This is a genomic window from Pseudalgibacter alginicilyticus (assembly GCF_001310225.1).
Classification (GTDB): Bacteria; Bacteroidota; Bacteroidia; order Flavobacteriales; family Flavobacteriaceae; genus Pseudalgibacter; species Pseudalgibacter alginicilyticus.
On the sequence record NZ_CP012898.1, the window covers coordinates 751,210 to 767,475 of the forward strand.

10 protein-coding genes are annotated in these 16,266 nt (G+C 31.9%); 3 read left to right on the top strand and 7 right to left on the bottom strand.

What is annotated here, in order from left to right; genetic code table 11:
• Nucleotides 1-2 precede the first annotated feature (2 nt).
• The 6 genes from APS56_RS03060 to APS56_RS03085 form a co-directional block, all read right to left on the bottom strand.
• Complete coding sequence (locus APS56_RS03060; protein ID WP_082379234.1) at nt 3-1,007, bottom strand: isoaspartyl peptidase/L-asparaginase family protein; 1,005 nt, start codon at nt 1,005-1,007, stop codon at nt 3-5.
• 15 nt (nt 1,008-1,022) lie between these two features.
• On the bottom strand, nt 1,023-2,135 hold the full coding sequence (locus APS56_RS03065) for a family 10 glycosylhydrolase (RefSeq protein WP_054724665.1): 1,113 nt from the start codon (nt 2,133-2,135) through the stop codon (nt 1,023-1,025).
• Between the two features lie 79 nt (nt 2,136-2,214).
• Entirely contained in the window at nt 2,215-3,285 is a 1,071-nt protein-coding gene (locus tag APS56_RS03070) for a carbohydrate-binding family 9-like protein (protein ID WP_054724667.1), read from the bottom strand.
• Between the two features lie 8 nt (nt 3,286-3,293).
• Entirely contained in the window at nt 3,294-4,265 is a 972-nt protein-coding gene (locus APS56_RS03075) for a glycoside hydrolase family 130 protein (protein ID WP_211259732.1), read from the bottom strand.
• 17 nt (nt 4,266-4,282) lie between these two features.
• Nucleotides 4,283-6,190 (bottom strand): sodium:solute symporter family protein, encoded by a 1,908-nt coding sequence (locus APS56_RS03080; protein WP_054724671.1) that lies wholly within the window; start codon nt 6,188-6,190, stop codon nt 4,283-4,285.
• A 43-nt stretch (nt 6,191-6,233) separates the two neighbouring features.
• Nucleotides 6,234-8,468: a GH92 family glycosyl hydrolase gene (locus APS56_RS03085; protein ID WP_054724673.1), complete on the bottom strand. Its 2,235-nt coding sequence runs from the start codon at nt 8,466-8,468 to the stop codon at nt 6,234-6,236.
• Nucleotides 8,469-8,593: 125 nt separating this feature from the next.
• Between APS56_RS03085 and APS56_RS03090 the strand changes: the two genes are divergently transcribed.
• Nucleotides 8,594-9,682: a sensor histidine kinase gene (locus APS56_RS03090; RefSeq protein WP_054724675.1), complete on the top strand. Its 1,089-nt coding sequence runs from the start codon at nt 8,594-8,596 to the stop codon at nt 9,680-9,682.
• Between the two features lie 13 nt (nt 9,683-9,695).
• Nucleotides 9,696-10,406 (top strand): LytR/AlgR family response regulator transcription factor, encoded by a 711-nt coding sequence (locus APS56_RS03095; protein ID WP_054724678.1) that lies wholly within the window; start codon nt 9,696-9,698, stop codon nt 10,404-10,406.
• Nucleotides 10,407-10,436: 30 nt separating this feature from the next.
• On the opposite strand, the gene nagB is transcribed toward APS56_RS03095, so the two are convergent.
• Complete coding sequence (nagB, locus tag APS56_RS03100) at nt 10,437-12,350, bottom strand: glucosamine-6-phosphate deaminase (protein WP_054724679.1); 1,914 nt, start codon at nt 12,348-12,350, stop codon at nt 10,437-10,439.
• Nucleotides 12,351-13,074: 724 nt separating this feature from the next.
• On the opposite strand from nagB, the gene APS56_RS03105 reads away from it, so the two are divergent.
• Complete coding sequence (locus APS56_RS03105) at nt 13,075-16,263, top strand: SusC/RagA family TonB-linked outer membrane protein (protein WP_157757596.1); 3,189 nt, start codon at nt 13,075-13,077, stop codon at nt 16,261-16,263.
• Nucleotides 16,264-16,266: the final 3 nt, after the last annotated feature.

Below are 16,266 nucleotides of genomic sequence, written 5' to 3' on the forward strand. Positions count from 1 at the left end.
CATCAAGTCATTTTAGAAAGTGCTGACTCCATTCTATTGCCTTTTTCATCATCACAAATAGCATAATTAAAACCTGGCCTAACACTATATCCTGCATAATCTCCTACTTTATTTATTGCAATAAACCCCACTTGTAGATATTCCATATCCTTATGGTTTTTGTGTTTATTATAAATGCGTTCAACAATTTCTTTACAGGCTTCCATAGGTGTTTTTCCTTGACGCATTAATTCCACAACCATAGCACTTCCTGCGGTTCTAATAACTGCCTCACCTAAGCCTGTGGCAGCTGCTGCTCCTACGTCATTATCTAAAAAAAGTCCAGCACCAATTATTGGAGAATCGCCTACACGACCATGCAATTTCCAAGCAGCACCACTTGTAGTACAACCACCATATAAATCACCTGCTTCATCAAGAGCCAACATACTAATTGTATCATGATTTTCAATATTAATAACTGGTTTATATTTTGAATTTTCTAACCATTTTTTCCAAGCATTTTCTGCTCTGTTGGTTAAAAGGTTTTCTTTAATAAAGCCTTCTGATAAAGCAAATTGTAATGCTCCTTCTCCACTTAACATTACATGTGGCGTTTTTTCCATTACTTTTTTTGCAACTGCAATAGGGTGTTTGATATTTTGTAAAAAGGATACCGAACCACAATTGCTATTAGAATCCATAATACAGGCATCCAAAGTGACTTCCCCCTCTCTATCAGGAAACCCACCATAACCAACACTTGCTACATTAGGGTCTGCTTCAGAAACTCCTACTCCTGCTACAATAGCATCTAAAGTTGACTCTCCATTTTTTAATTGTTTCCAAGCTTCTTCGTTAGCAGCTAAACCATGACGCCAAGTAGACAGAACTAAAGGTTTTCTAATTGGCTTATCATTAAAAGCTTTCTCATTCTTCATTTCTTTAGATCCTACACAACTAAAAGCTGTGCTTATTCCAACAGTACCTAATGTCGCTTTTTTTATAAAATTTCTTCTATCAGACATATTTGGTTTAAAAAATTATTCTTTAGAATTTTTTATAACTTCAAATTGCTCTTCTGTCATATGATAATCATCAAAAAATGCAACACCTTTTGCGCCATTATCTTTTGCATACTGAATGGCGGTTTCTAAATCTTCTGGCGATAATTTAGGAGTAAACAAACCTGTATGCAACTCGGTTGCCTTACCTTCTAAATCAACAACACCTTGTTTTGTAGCATAGCCTATCCAATCTAATTCTTCATTATAAAAGTTATAATAAATCATAGGTAAAACCATATCTACACTCCATTTATCCCAACGTTGACGTACCATATGATCTGCCATTTCTGGATAAGGAAAAACAGCTGCACTCAATTTTTTATTATGACGATGAACAATTGTGTAAGCTTCGTCTACCAAAGACTTTATTTCGTTTAAGCGAAAGTTTTTCCACTCAATATCAATGGCTGGATTTTCCATTTTACGAGGATCTTTATGATGTAATGCAATAAATTTTTCAACACTTGCATCAGAATAATCGAAATCATAATCAGGCAGCTCTTCTTCTTGTTTTAAATCATATTTTGGTAATAATCCTATTGGCAAATACACGTCTGGATAACGAATATAATCTAAATGCACACTGGCAACACCTTCAACTTTGGCCAAGCCTTCCACTAAACTCAAAATATGTTTTCGGGCTTCTGGATGACTTGGAGATAACCATTGGTAATACCCTACATAGGGCCTATCTTCTTTAACAAAACATGATTTTCCACTTCTACTAACCATATACCATTCAGGATGTTGTAACGCAATAGAATCACCCGGTCTGTTTGTTGTAAACATCCAAGCATGTACTTCCAATCCCGCCTTATTGGCTAATGGTGTTAATCTTTTTAACAATTCAGGATCCGTACCTGTATTGATTAAAACGGCATCTATACCATATGATTTTAGTTTATTAAAATGTGCCGTATAGGCAGAGTCTGATTTTTTATGCCCTGCAGAAATCCAATTCCAATACTTAAATTTTGGAGTTGATTCCATTAACGTTTCTTCTGTTTCACCAACTTCTTTGGTTTTTATATCATTGCACGAAACAATAGATAATAAGATACTTAAAAATGCTATTTTTAGTAATTTCATGAGTTTACTTTTATTGTTTTTAATTACCACTAACCATCATTATAATTGTTTAGTATAATGATAAATATTTAATGTGTTTTTAATTTGTTATAAATTTGCCGTCTTCTGTTACTATTAATACTTTATTTGTAAATGGGCTTTTTATGGATAAATTCCAACCCGTACTATGATTTTCTAAAACAGGTATTAAAACATGATTTTCTACTTTAATTTCTGAATTTATCAAACTATCCACAGAAGTAAAATATGCTTTATGCGCTTTAAAATGTGCATTTTGAACTCTGTACATTTTGTATAATTCCCACTTTATTTTTTCATCTTGAGGTATGATAAAAGGGTTTGAAGTATTAAGTACTTCTGTAGAAAAGAATACATAACCCCATTTTTCTGGCTCATGCATATTTACAACACCTGTTGGAGACCAGACCCAGTTATATTCATGTAAAAGTTTTCCTTTAGCATCTCTTTTTCTCTCATAGTCCCCACTGTTAGTAAGTTGAAAGTCCCAGTTTACTCTTGAAAAATTAACTCTCCAGAATTTATCAGCTGGTATATTTTTGTGAAAATAACCCGTTTTATATACTTTCCATGGAATTGCTATTTCTAAAATCCACCCTTCGTCTATATCAGTTGGATTATTTAAAGTTCCATTTACTTTAACTGCAGATTTTAATCCAACTATATTCCAGTCATTTAATACTACATTTTCATTTCTGTAAGGCTTTGTTATGAATAAATCCCAGACTGTATTTAAAGCATTTATTTCTAATTCATAATAATTATGAGTATCACCATCAGGTTCTACAAAAACTTCAAAATCATTATTATGAAAGATAATGGTATCTCGTTTGGTTAAATTTCCCCAAACATGAGGTTCTTCCATTTTAGCCAAAATATAATAATATTCATCATCCCATAACATTTTGACTGCTGTTTTATATTTGGGCTTTTTTACGCCTTCTATGTCAACAAAAGAGTTTGTCCATGCTACTTTACCCCAAGCTTCATCAGAGTCACTACCATCAATAATGATTTTTTTAGGCGTTTTATATGCAGTATACGTTTGTGGAATCAGGTCTGCATTGACTTGTGCACAGCTAATTACTGGAATACTAAATGAAATTATCCATAAAAATTTTATCTTAAACATCTCTATTTTTATAAGCTATTATTTTTAGTAAACTCTACAACCTCGCTAATTCGACCGAACGCTAATGCCACTACGGTATCAGCAGCTCCATAATATACGGCTAATTTATCTTCTTTAAAATCATGTAAAGCTGCACATGGAAATACAACATTTGGTACATCGCCAATTTGCTCGTAAGTTTCAGCGGGACCTAATAAATAAGATTGTGTTCTATATTTTACTTTATCGGGTTCATTTTCATCTAAAATGGCTGCTCCCATTGCATATCTAAACCCGTTACATGTATTTATAACACCATGATACAGCATCAACCAACCGTCATCTGTTAATATTGGAATAGGTCCTGCACCTATTTTTGTGCATTGCCATGCACTATCTTCAAAATTAGAGGCTTTCATAACACAGCGATGCTCTCCCCAAAATTTCATATCCGGGCTGTAACTTATATAAATATCACCAAACGGTGTGTGACCGTTATCACTCGGCCTACTCAACATAGCGTATTTACCATTGATTTTTTGGGGAAACAGAACACCATTTCTATTAAACGGTAGAAAAGCGTTTTCACATTGAAAAAATTCTTTAAAATCAAAAGTATACCCAATACCTATAGTTGGACCGTGATAGCCATTACACCAAGTAATCCAATAACGATCTTCAATAAAAACAACCCGTGGATCGTATTTATAATCAGACTCTATCATTTGGGTGTTGCCAGCCTGCATTTTTATTGGTTGGTGTTCAATGTTCCAGTTTATTCCATCCTTACTAAATCCTGCAAAAATATTCATTTGCACAGCTTTATTATCACAACGAAATACACCTGCATATCCATCTTCAAAAGGTACTACAGCACTATTAAAAATACTGTTTGATGATGGAATATCATATCTATTTATAATTGGGTTTGCATTGTAACGCCACATAACATCGTTACAGCTACTTGGCTTATCTTGCCAAGGTATAATATGCTTCATCATCCGTTTTAATTTTTGTATTAATTTTTAATATTCTTGGAATTATTATCTGTTTCAGGTATTTTTCGCACTTTATCTAACCAAGTAAATTTTAAAATAACCGAAGTTACCATAAATACTAATAAAGTAATTAGCGTTTTGGGGTAATCTCTAATCATAAAGTAAATAGGCAATAAAATCATACTTGATTGCCAAATGATACCAACAGAGCAATTCAACATATCCGAAACAAAATCTTTGTTTTTAGTTACGGCATCATTTTCTATTTTAAGTACGTTATAAACGGGTTTCCACCAACCCCATGGACGCACATTAAAATAAAATTCTTTTAATGTTTTCATATTGGTAGGAGGCGTTAAAAATGTTCCTAAAAAGGAGCCTAATAAGGATACTATAAAAATAATTGGAAACACATAAATAGCGGACATGTGAGACAGGTCATAAATCCAAGTTCCTATTTCAAAGTTGTCTTTATTTTGATCTAATAAAAATTGAAGTGTTGCAATAAATAAGCCAGAAGTCATGCCCCAAAAATAACCCCAACCATTAAATCGCCACCAGATCCATTTTAAAAAATTAGATGCCACATACCCCCCATAAAGAGCACTTGTTATCCATAAAGTAATGGCATTAATAGATTCTGCAAAAAATCCCATAACCACTCCTAAGATAACAATTACAAAAGATGCTATATGACTGGCTTTAATATAGTGCTTAGGTTCTTCTTTTGGTTTATAATATTTTTTATAAATATCATTAACTATATAAGCTGGACCTGAATTAACAAATGCTGAAAACGTTGACATAAAAGCTGCTAAAAGGCCCGCAAGCAACAAACCTTTTATTCCTATTGGCACATGATTATTAATAACATTTGGTAAAATAATTTCCATCTCTCCAAGACTTAAATCAGAGGATGCTGCCATAGATGGCCCCAAGTAAACTAAAGCTAAAACAACAATACCAGCAATAAGTAAATATCTCGGTATAAATAAAACAAGATTTGTAAAACCACTCATATAAGCAGCTTCTTTAACAGATTTGGTGGATAATATACGTTGCATGTCATAACTTGGGGTTGGTCCTGCTATGCTTGCAAAAAAACCTTTAAAAAGACACATGCCAATAAAAGCCCCAAACATTTTATATCCCTGGCTATCTATCAATTCATTAAAAGCATTAAACTGTTTAGACCACGATCCTTCAATGGTATTTCCAAAGAAAACATTACTCCATTCCGTTGAAATAATACTATTTATTTCAATATCTGTTACAGTTATAAAAGCATAGGCCGCAATTAGAATCCCTGCTAATACCATAATTCCATATTGCAATACTTCTGTTGCTACAACTGAAAACATTCCTCCTTTAATAGTATAGATAGTAGTTAAAAATATGATGGATAAGGCATAACTTTCACTTGACGTTAGCAAGAGAACATCATTTATTATCAGTGCTGCATCCCAAGGAAGAATGACGGTCATAAATTTACCAACTCCTTCAAAAAAATAAGCTATAAAACCTACGGAAGCAACAATAGCAAAAATGGCTACAATTAAATGTGACGCTCGACCAGCTTTATCATCTCCAAAACGTGTTAAAATCCATTCAGAGCCTGTCATAACATTTGATCGTCGAATCCAAATAGCTAAAAAAACCATAATAAAAATCTGGTTCCAAATAGGCCACATCCACATAAACATAAAACTCTTTGCGCCATAAAGAAATAAAAGCCCTACCATCCATGCTGTACCAGAAACATCAAACATTCCAGACCCATTACTTAAGCCCAAATAATACCAATTAATGCTTTTACCTCCTAGAAAATAAGAATCTAAACCTTTTGAAGCTCGTTTAGATATCCAAATACCAACCCCAAGAGTTAGTAGAATGTAAAGCACAATTATTAAAACATCTATAATATGCATTTAGGGTAATTTGGTTAGTCGTTAATTAAATTAATTTTCATTTTTATTCGATACCCCAATTTTTATTAGGTACATCTCCCATAATAAAACGAAGTTCTCCACCTTCCAATAGGGTTTTATGAGAAATAGTTGTTTGATTAAATGGTTGATCATTAAGTGTTGCAGATTGTATATAAATATTTTTATCTGAAACATTTTCGGCTTCTATTGTAAAAGTCTTTTCTTCTGTAATACGGATTGTAGCAGTTTCAAAAATAGGACTACCAATTTCATAATCTGTAGAAACTGGATTCATTGCATACAAACCAATAGAACTTAAAACATACCATGCACTCATTTGCCCACAATCTTCATTACCACTCAATCCATTTGGTGTTGTATTATATTGTGTGTCTAAAATATGACGCGCCCAAAATTGCGTACGCCATGGTTTTTTTGCATGGTTGAACATATAAGCAATGTGATGACTTGGTTCATTACCATGTGCGTATTGACCTATTAAACCAGAAATATCAGCAGAAGTATTATCACCTGTTATTTCCGAACTTTCAGTAAAAAGTTGTTCTAATCTATTAGTAAATATAGTATTACCGCCATGCAAAGAGGCTAATTTATCTACAGCGTGCGGAACAAACCAACTGTGTTGCCACGCATTGCCTTCTGTATAATCTGTATGCTCTCTATGGTTTGAATATTTAGGGTCAAAAGGTTCATTCCAAGAATTACCATCTTCAGATTTTCCTCTCATAAAACCTGACTCTTCATCAAATAAATATTTATATGCGTTAGAACGGTTTAAGAAATACAGATAATCTTCTTTTTTTCCTAAAGCTTTCGCCATTTGGGCTACACACCAATCATCATAAGCATATTCCAAGGTTATTGTTACTGATTCATCCAACAAGTTATAAGGAATGTATCCATGTTTTTTATAATGAATTAAACCACGTTCATCTTGCATCATGGTGGTTTTCATAGCATCATAAACTTTTTCTGCATCAAACCCCTTTATACCTTTCAAATAAGCCTCTACAATAACTGGAATAGAATGATACCCTGTCATGGTATTTGTTTCGTTAGCATAAAGTGTCCAAACAGGAAGTATTTTTTTAGGTTGATAATACTCAAGCATCGTATTGGTTATATCTGAAACTTTATCTGGAGCAATTATTGTCAAAAGCGGATGTTCTGCTCTAAAAGTATCCCATAACGAAAGCGTTGAATAAGCTGTGTAATTAGTAGCTGTAACGATACTGTCATTTTCTTTTCTAAATTGCCCGTTTTTATCACTAAAAGTAACAGGAGCGACTTGCGCATGATACATAGCTGTATAAAAAATAGTTTTTAGAGAATCAATTGGTGTTTCTACTTTTATTTTTGATAAAGCTTCATTCCAAGTGTTATTAGCTTGGGTTTTTACAGTTTCAAAATTAAAATCACCACTTTCTAAATTATCTTTTGCATTATCTATACTAACAGAGGATAGTGCTACTTTTACTTGCAATTGATTGCTATCATTATCAAAAAACAGTTGAGCAACAGTTTTAACCCCATCAGAATCATTAATGACATCAAATTTTTTATATATAATATTGTTTTCAATTATAGGTTTAGAAAACTTTGCAACAAAAAAGACTTTCTGATTTTTAGCCCATCCTGTACTAAATCGATAACCACTTATTGTAAATTCATCTTCAACTTTTAAATCTGTATTGGTAGCTTTATCCCAATTGATAGCAAAACCCAAATCAACAACTACAGATTGTTCATCATTTTCTTTAAAAGTATATTTATGATAAGCTGTTCTTAAGGATGTAGTTAATTCAACATTTACATCATGGTCTTCAAGAAAAACTTGATAATACCCTGGACTTGCTGTTTCGTTTTTATGACTATAACTTGACTTATAAGGTAAAGAATCTCTAGATTTTGGCATGATTGACAAATCTACTTTTTTGTTTATTGGCATAAATAAGATGTCTGCTAAATCACCAATGCCTGTGCCACTTAAACTTAAATGACTAAATCCGATAGCAATAGAATCAGAATAATGATAACCAGAACACCAATCCCAATTACTTATACCGTTAACAGGGCTAACTTGCAGCATTCCAAAAGGAACAGTAGCTCCTGGATAAGTGTGTCCATGACCTCCAGTACCTATAAACGGATCTACATACTTGGTTAAAAAATCATTTTCAAAGCTCTTTTTCCCTATTTCATGCTCGCAACTTGTAATAATTAAAATTGACAAAAAAAGTAATGTAATGTTTCTCATAAAATGATTTTAATCTATTGATTATATAAAAATTCATAAATTTAGCAAAAATTGAAAGTAATTTAGACAGACAACATATTAACAAAGCTAAACACCAAAAAAACTCTAATTTTACAAACGTATAAATGAAATTCATTTCAAATCATGATTATAAAGTCTCATTAAAACATCATACGCTTTTATGGCTTGTTTATTTTTCCCTAAATACGGTTAGATGGGGAATTTATTTTGATGACGATTCTTTTAATGGGATATTAGAATCACCATACCTGTATTCCTTTAAAACCAACTTGTTAGGCTTTCCGATTCACATGATATTGTGTTACCTTAACATCTATCTACTAATGCCCAAATTAGCTTTTAAGAAAAAATACATTTCATATGTATTTCTAATTTTATTAGCTATTTTTTTAATGGTAGTTGTTAAATTCAATTTAACCTACTTTTTTGTAAATCAGAATGTTTGGCCTGAAGGCCCCGCTACAATAAACACTTTAACACTTAACTATGTTATAGAAATGATGTTTGGAGAACTTTATGTAATTACATTCGTTACAGCAATAAAGGTTACATTAGATTTTTTAAAAGAACATAAAAGAGTTGCTGATTTAGAAAAAGCACAATTAGAAACTGAATTATTATTCTTAAAAACTCAGATTTCACCTCATTTCTTTTTTAATACCCTTAACAATATTTACTCCTTAGCAGTAGAAAATTCAAAAAAAACACCTAAAATTATACTAAAATTATCTGAACTCATGAGATACCTTTTGTATGAAACAAAAAGCAAAAGGCAATCTTTAGAAAATGAAATTCTTTGTATTCACAATTATTTAGATTTAGAACGTGTACGGCATAGTGATGATTTAGAAATTGACATGTCTATTTCTGGTGATATTGAAGATAAAGAAATAGCCCCTATTATATTACTAACATTTATAGAAAATGCCTTTAAACACGGAGCTCATAAAAATATTGGTGCCGTAAAAATTGTTATAGATTTAGCTATTAAAAAAGATTTTCTTTTCTTTAAAATATCTAACCCCATGCCTGTAGTCACAGAGCACAAAGATTCTTTTAATCAATCTAGCGGAATTGGCTTAGAAAACGTAAAAAAAAGATTAGCTTTAGGGTATAATAAGAAAGATTATAAACTAAAAATTAAAAATAATGACGACATGTTTGTCGTAAAACTAAGAATACGAGTCTCCTGAAAAATTGTATTGTATGAAAACGAAATGCTTGATTATTGATGATGAACCACTTGCTATTAATATTATTAAAAATTATTTAGAGCAAATAGAAGATTATGAAGTTATAAATACTTTTAACAATGCTATTGATGGCCTAAATTTTTTAAAAAGCAATACCATTGATGTTATATTTTTGGACATTAACATGCCTGTTTTAGATGGTATAAATTTTATAAAAAGTTTAGAAGCGCCACCTTTATTGATTGTCACTAGCGCTTATGATGAATTTGCCTTAGAAACTTACGAATTAGATGTGTTGGATTATTTAATCAAACCTATTGAATTTCCTCGGTTTATGAAAGCTTTAAATAAGGTAAACAGAAGATTAGAAAACAACAAGTCGTACATTGACAGTTCTAAAGAACGGTCTTTCATTTTTGTGAAGATTGACAAGAAGAAAATGAAAAAAATATTTTTAGATGAAATTTTAACTGTAGAATCTCTTAAAGACTATTTAAAAATAAACACCATTTCTGGAAAATATATTATACATAGTACATTATCTGATTTTACAGATTTACTACCTTCAAATGATTTTTTAAGAATCCATAGATCCTATACGGTAGCGATAGATAAAATTGATGCTGTGGAAGGCAATAGTGTAGAAATTGAAGGGCTTCGATATGTTATTGGGCGCTCTTATATTGAAGAGGTTAAGCAAAAAATATTGAACTCTTCAATATAAGACACAGTCCCAAAACCTGCTATTAATTTTCTAAAAGTAATATCGTTTAAAAGCTTCTATGGCTGCATAATCTGCTAAACCAAGTGCATTATATTTTTTTGCGGTTAATCTATTTCTATCCTCTGCTCTTACCCAAAATTCTCTATTATCATCACCTTGGAACATCACACCATCTTTTTGTGATTGGTGATAAAATATAGCATGTCTTTTTCTAAAAACTTGATCTGGGCTCATAGGTACTGCCATTTCAATTTCATAAGATTCCCACTCATGCCATGCACCACGATATAACCAAACCCAGCAATCATTCATATAATCATGATGCTTCAATACTTCTAACGATGCAAATATGGCATCCAAACATACTTTATGCGTACCATGTGGATCAGCCAAATCACCAGCAGCATAAATTTGATGTGGTTTTATCTTTTCAATTATTTCCGTAATAATATCGACATCTGCTTGAGATAAATTATTCTTTTTTATAGTACCTGTTTCATAAAAAGGAAGATCTAAAAAATGAACATTAGAATCATCCAAACCTAAATAACGAGTAGCAGCTAAGGATTCACTTCTTCGTATCAATCCTTTTAATTGCCTTACCTCAATAGAATCAACTTCATTTCCTGTTTTATTATGTAAAGAGTTGAGTATATCATCCGCAATTTCAGAATTTGAGTGAAGGGCTTTAGTTATTTCAGCAAACTTAAATGCCTCAGTGTCTGAAACCGCAATATTTCCAGAAGTTTGATAAGCTATATGGACTTCATGTCCTTGTTGTACCAATCTATCAAAAGTTCCTCCCATAGAAATAACATCATCATCAGGGTGCGGACTAAAAATAATAATACGTTTTTTTGCTGGGTTTGCACGTTCTGGCCTATTGGAGTCATCAGCGTTGGGCTTTCCTCCTGGCCAACCTGTAATAGTATGTTGTAATTTATTAAACATTTTAATGTTTAAATCGTAAGCTGTACCTTCAACCCCTAATAAATCAGACATACCATTATCATTATAATCCTTATCTGTTAATTTAAGAAACGGTTTATTTGTTAATTCACTTAACCAAACCACTGCTTTTAACTTAAGCGTATCTGTCCATTCGGGCGAGGTAACTAACCAAGGGGTTTTTACTCTAGTTAATTCTGAAGAAGCCCCTTCATCTAATACAAAAGTGGTATTATGATGTTCTTGTAAATAAGTGGCTGGTACTTGCGAGGTTATTTCACCTTCTATGGTTTCTCTTAAAACCTCGGCTTTATTAATTCCCCATCCCAATAACACAATTCTTTTAGCACTTCTAACAGTGCCAACTCCCATGGTTATAGCTTTTCTTGGTACATTATCTATACCTAAAAACGAGGAAGCCGCATCCACTCTTGTTATATAGTCCAAAGTTATATTTCTTGTTGCCGAATTAAAATGAGAACCAGGCTCATTAAACCCAATATGTCCTGTTCTTCCTATTCCTAATAATTGAAAATCTAAGCCACCTAAATCTTTAATTTTATTTTCATAAGCTATACAATATTGATGCAAATCTTCACTTTTTACTGTTCCATTTGGAATATTTATGTTTTCAGGCAATATATCCACATGATTAAAGAGATGCTCATGCATAAAATAAAAATAACTCTGAATATTATCTTTATCCATTGGATAATATTCATCTAAATTAAAAGTTACAACATTAGCAAAACTTAAACCTTCCTCATTATGCATCCTAACCAATTCTTCATAAACTTTAACAGGAGATGACCCTGTTGCCAAACCTAAAACACAAGGCTTATTTGATGCTGCTTTTTCTTTTATTAATTCTGCAATCTCATGAGCTACAATTATAGACCCCTCTTGTGAAGAACCGAAAATAACATTATGAATTTTTTCAAAACGTGTCTCTTCAAATTTACCAGCTTCTTTGTACTTTATTACTTGGATGTTCATTTAAAATGTCGTTTTAGTTAAATAATAAAACTATGTATAATTTCGGTTATTTAATTAAAATTTCGACCAATAACTTCTGATTATAGACAGAAAATCAGTAACTTTAGTTTCTAACTATCATTTTTTTTATTTACATTTTAATAAAAATCATACGCATTTTAATTATTTAAAAATAATTGGATTACACCCATGTTTAAACTTAAAAAATATAACTCATTTATGTTTTTTTTTAAGTCGAGTTAACACAGTTTCAACAATAAAATAAGCATCTTATTCTACATTCACTTATTTATATGATTTAAGCAACTAATAGGCTGTGCAGACGGTAATAAAAAGAGGGTTTGCTATATTTTGAAATGAAATTATTTATCGAAGGGCAGAAGTTATTCGTCGAAATTTTTAATTTATTAGAAAAAAAAATATCTAAGTTTAAATAATTATTTAAAAACTATGAACAAAAGGTTAACCGTGAAGACAACTTATAAAAAGTAACAATTATTATACAATAGTATTACATATTTTCTATTAGAGCTTTGTATTTAACTTTTTTTTATATAAAAAAACTCAAACAAATTAATAATAACTAATTAATTCACATCCTATGAAAATTAAATTACATAGTGCCCTTTTTCTTTTTAGAAAAAGGTTTTTAGTTCCCACAATAAGAACTTTTGTGTTTTTATGTGTCACATCAATGTTCGGTATAGCGCCAAACATAAAAAATGTGTCAGAAACAACCAATTTTATCCAACAGCAACAGATTACTGGTACGGTTAAAGATGCTAACGGTCAACCCATACCTGGTGTTAACATTTTAGTAAAAGGAACAACAAAAGGTGTACAATCAGATTTTGATGGTGGTTTTGAAATCTCTGTTTCAAATCAAAATACAGTTTTAGTGATTTCATATGTTGGTTTTAAAACCAAGGAAGTACCAGTTGGCAATCAAACCAACATTGATATTGTTTTAGAGGAAGATATTTCTATTTTAGACGAAGTAGTCGTTGTTGGATATGGTACTCAGAAAAAAGTTAATTTAACAGCTGCGGTTTCTCAAGTCGGTACAGAAGTTTTTGAGAACAGACCTACTGCAAATGCCGTTAGATCTTTACAAGGTACAGTACCTGGTTTGATTGTTTCAAACTCAACATCTGGTGGTGAACCTGGAGCTGATTCTAATATAAACATCCGTGGTTTTATTTCTGCTAGTGGAACAGGTGCTATTGGTGATACTAGTCCTTTAGTACTGGTAGATGGAATTCGTATGGATATTAACGATATTAATCCAGAAGATATTGAATCTGTTTCTGTTCTTAAGGATGCTGCTGCTGCTGCCATTTATGGTTCCAATGCAGCTGCAGGTGCCATTTTAGTAACAACTAAAACTGGTAAAAATTTAGATGGCAAAGCTAAAGTAAGCTACAAGAGTAGTATTTCCTTTACGCAACCAACAACCTATCCAAACTCTGCGAGTGCTATAGACTTTGCATATACAATCAATGATGCGCGTATTAATAATGGTAACCCTGTCTATTATGATGATACCGATTTAGCCAATATTATAGCAAACATGGCAAATCCAGGCAGTGCGCCTTCTATTGTAAGTAATGCTAATGGAAGTGCTTGGAATTATGGTTCTATTGGTATTGAAGGTACCGGCGCTACAAATTGGGATGATATCATTATAAAAAAATGGGCTCAAAGAACAAAACATGATTTAAGCATATCTGGTGGTAACCAAAAAATAAATTACTACATTTCCGCTGGTGCCTATGATGAAGATGGATTATTAGCCGTAACGGATGAATCGTTTCAAAGATACAATTTAGATGCAAAAATAAGCGCACAGGCTAATAAATGGTTAACAATTGAGTTGTATAGTAAGTTCTTAAAAAGTTATACTGATTTCCCTTACAATAACAGTAATAATTCTATCATACGAAACAAAACTCAGGTATTAGATTTACTTACAAAAATAAAACCTACGCTACCACAGTTCGATCCTATTTATGGTGAAGAATTATTAGAACACACGTACTATCCTGTTTGGAAATATCAACGAATAAAAACAAAAAACGATCAGTTAATACTGTCTCCTAAATTCATAGTACAAGCAACAAAAGATCTTAAATTAAATTTAGATTTAAACTACAGAAGAAATAATAATTTTCAAGAAATAAATGTTTTAGCACATCAAAAAATTGTTCCGAATGGTCTTGTTGATAGAGTTTCACAAGCAGAATCTTCTTATTCTCCAACGGTATCAACAACTGAATATTTTTCGCCAAATTTCTACGCTACATATGATAAATCTTTAAATAATCATAATTTTAATTTAACCACAGGTATTACATCTGAGTTAAATAATTTTTATTCACTTGGAGCAACCACTGATTATTTAATTACGAACAACATTATTTCATTAAATGCTTCGTTAGATGATGACCAATTAGTTAGTGAAACCATAACCAACTGGTCTACAGTTGGATATTTTGGTAGATTTAGATATAATTTTAAAGAAAAATATTTATTAGAATTCACTTATAGAAGAGATGCCGCTTCTCGTTTTGCTCCAGAAGATAGATGGGTAGGTTTACCTAGCTTTTCTGCTGGTTATAATGTAGCTAAAGAAGATTTTTGGCCAATTGAAAGTATTAACACATTTAAATTAAGAGGTTCATACGGTTCTCTTGGTAACCAAAATGTTCAAAATTATTTATACCTATCTTTAATAAACACAGACAATACAACGGCATTTTTATTTGATGGCGAACGTGGCAATTTCTCTCAAACACCTGGTTTAACAAGTGAAAGTTTAACTTGGGAAACGGTAAAAACTACAGATATCGGTTTTGATTTAGGTGCTTTTAATAATAAGTTAAATATGGCGTTTTCTTGGTACAGAGTAGACACTGAAGACATGGCTGGCCCAGGAATAGATTTACCTGCACAATTAGGAACAACTCCTCCTTTACGTAATGTAGGAACTTCTAGGGTACAAGGTTTTGATTTTGAAGTAAGTTGGAGACAACAAATAGGAGACTTTGGATATAGTATTAGGGCTGTTTTAAATGATTATAAACAAACTATTACAGATTATCCAAATGAAGGAAATGTACTTAACAACTATTATGAAGGTCAAAACTTAGGTGAAATTTGGGGTTATGAAACAGATGGATTGTTTCAAACTGATACAGAAGCAACCGCATATACTGATATGGTAGATCAATCATTCGTCAACGGTCTTGCATACACAGCTGGTGATTTAAAATATGTAGATCAAAATAATGATGGTGTTATAGATAATGGTAGTAATACCTTAGGTGATAGTGGTGACATGAAAGTAATAGGAAATACAACGCCACGTTACTTATACGGAATTACACTTGGTTTTAATTACAAAAATTTTGATTTTAGTGCCTTTGTACAAGGTGTAGGAAAACGTGATGTTAACATGGTTCAAGGTAATTCACAAGGATTTAGAGGTCCTTCTAACGGCCCATTCCATGCCTTTGTTTGGGAAGATCATTTAGACTATTTCAGACCTGAAGATACCACAAACCCACTAGGGCCTAATTTAGATGCCTATTTCCCAAAACCTTATTTGAATGGTGGTGGTGGAACCAACAAAAACTATAGACTAAATACAACGCATTTCATTCAAAGTGGTGCATATACAAGGTTAAAAAGTTTACAAATAGGATATACAATACCTAAAAATGTTACTCAAAGCCTTAATATAGATAATATAAGAATGTACCTAACAGGTGAAAATTTATTTACTGTGACTGATTTGATGTTTTTTGATCCAGAACAGGTCAGAGATTTCCCTGGCAATAATGACCTAATTGGTAGTGCATCATCATATCCATTATCTAGAATCGTTTCATTTGGAGTAAATGTATCATTTTAAAAA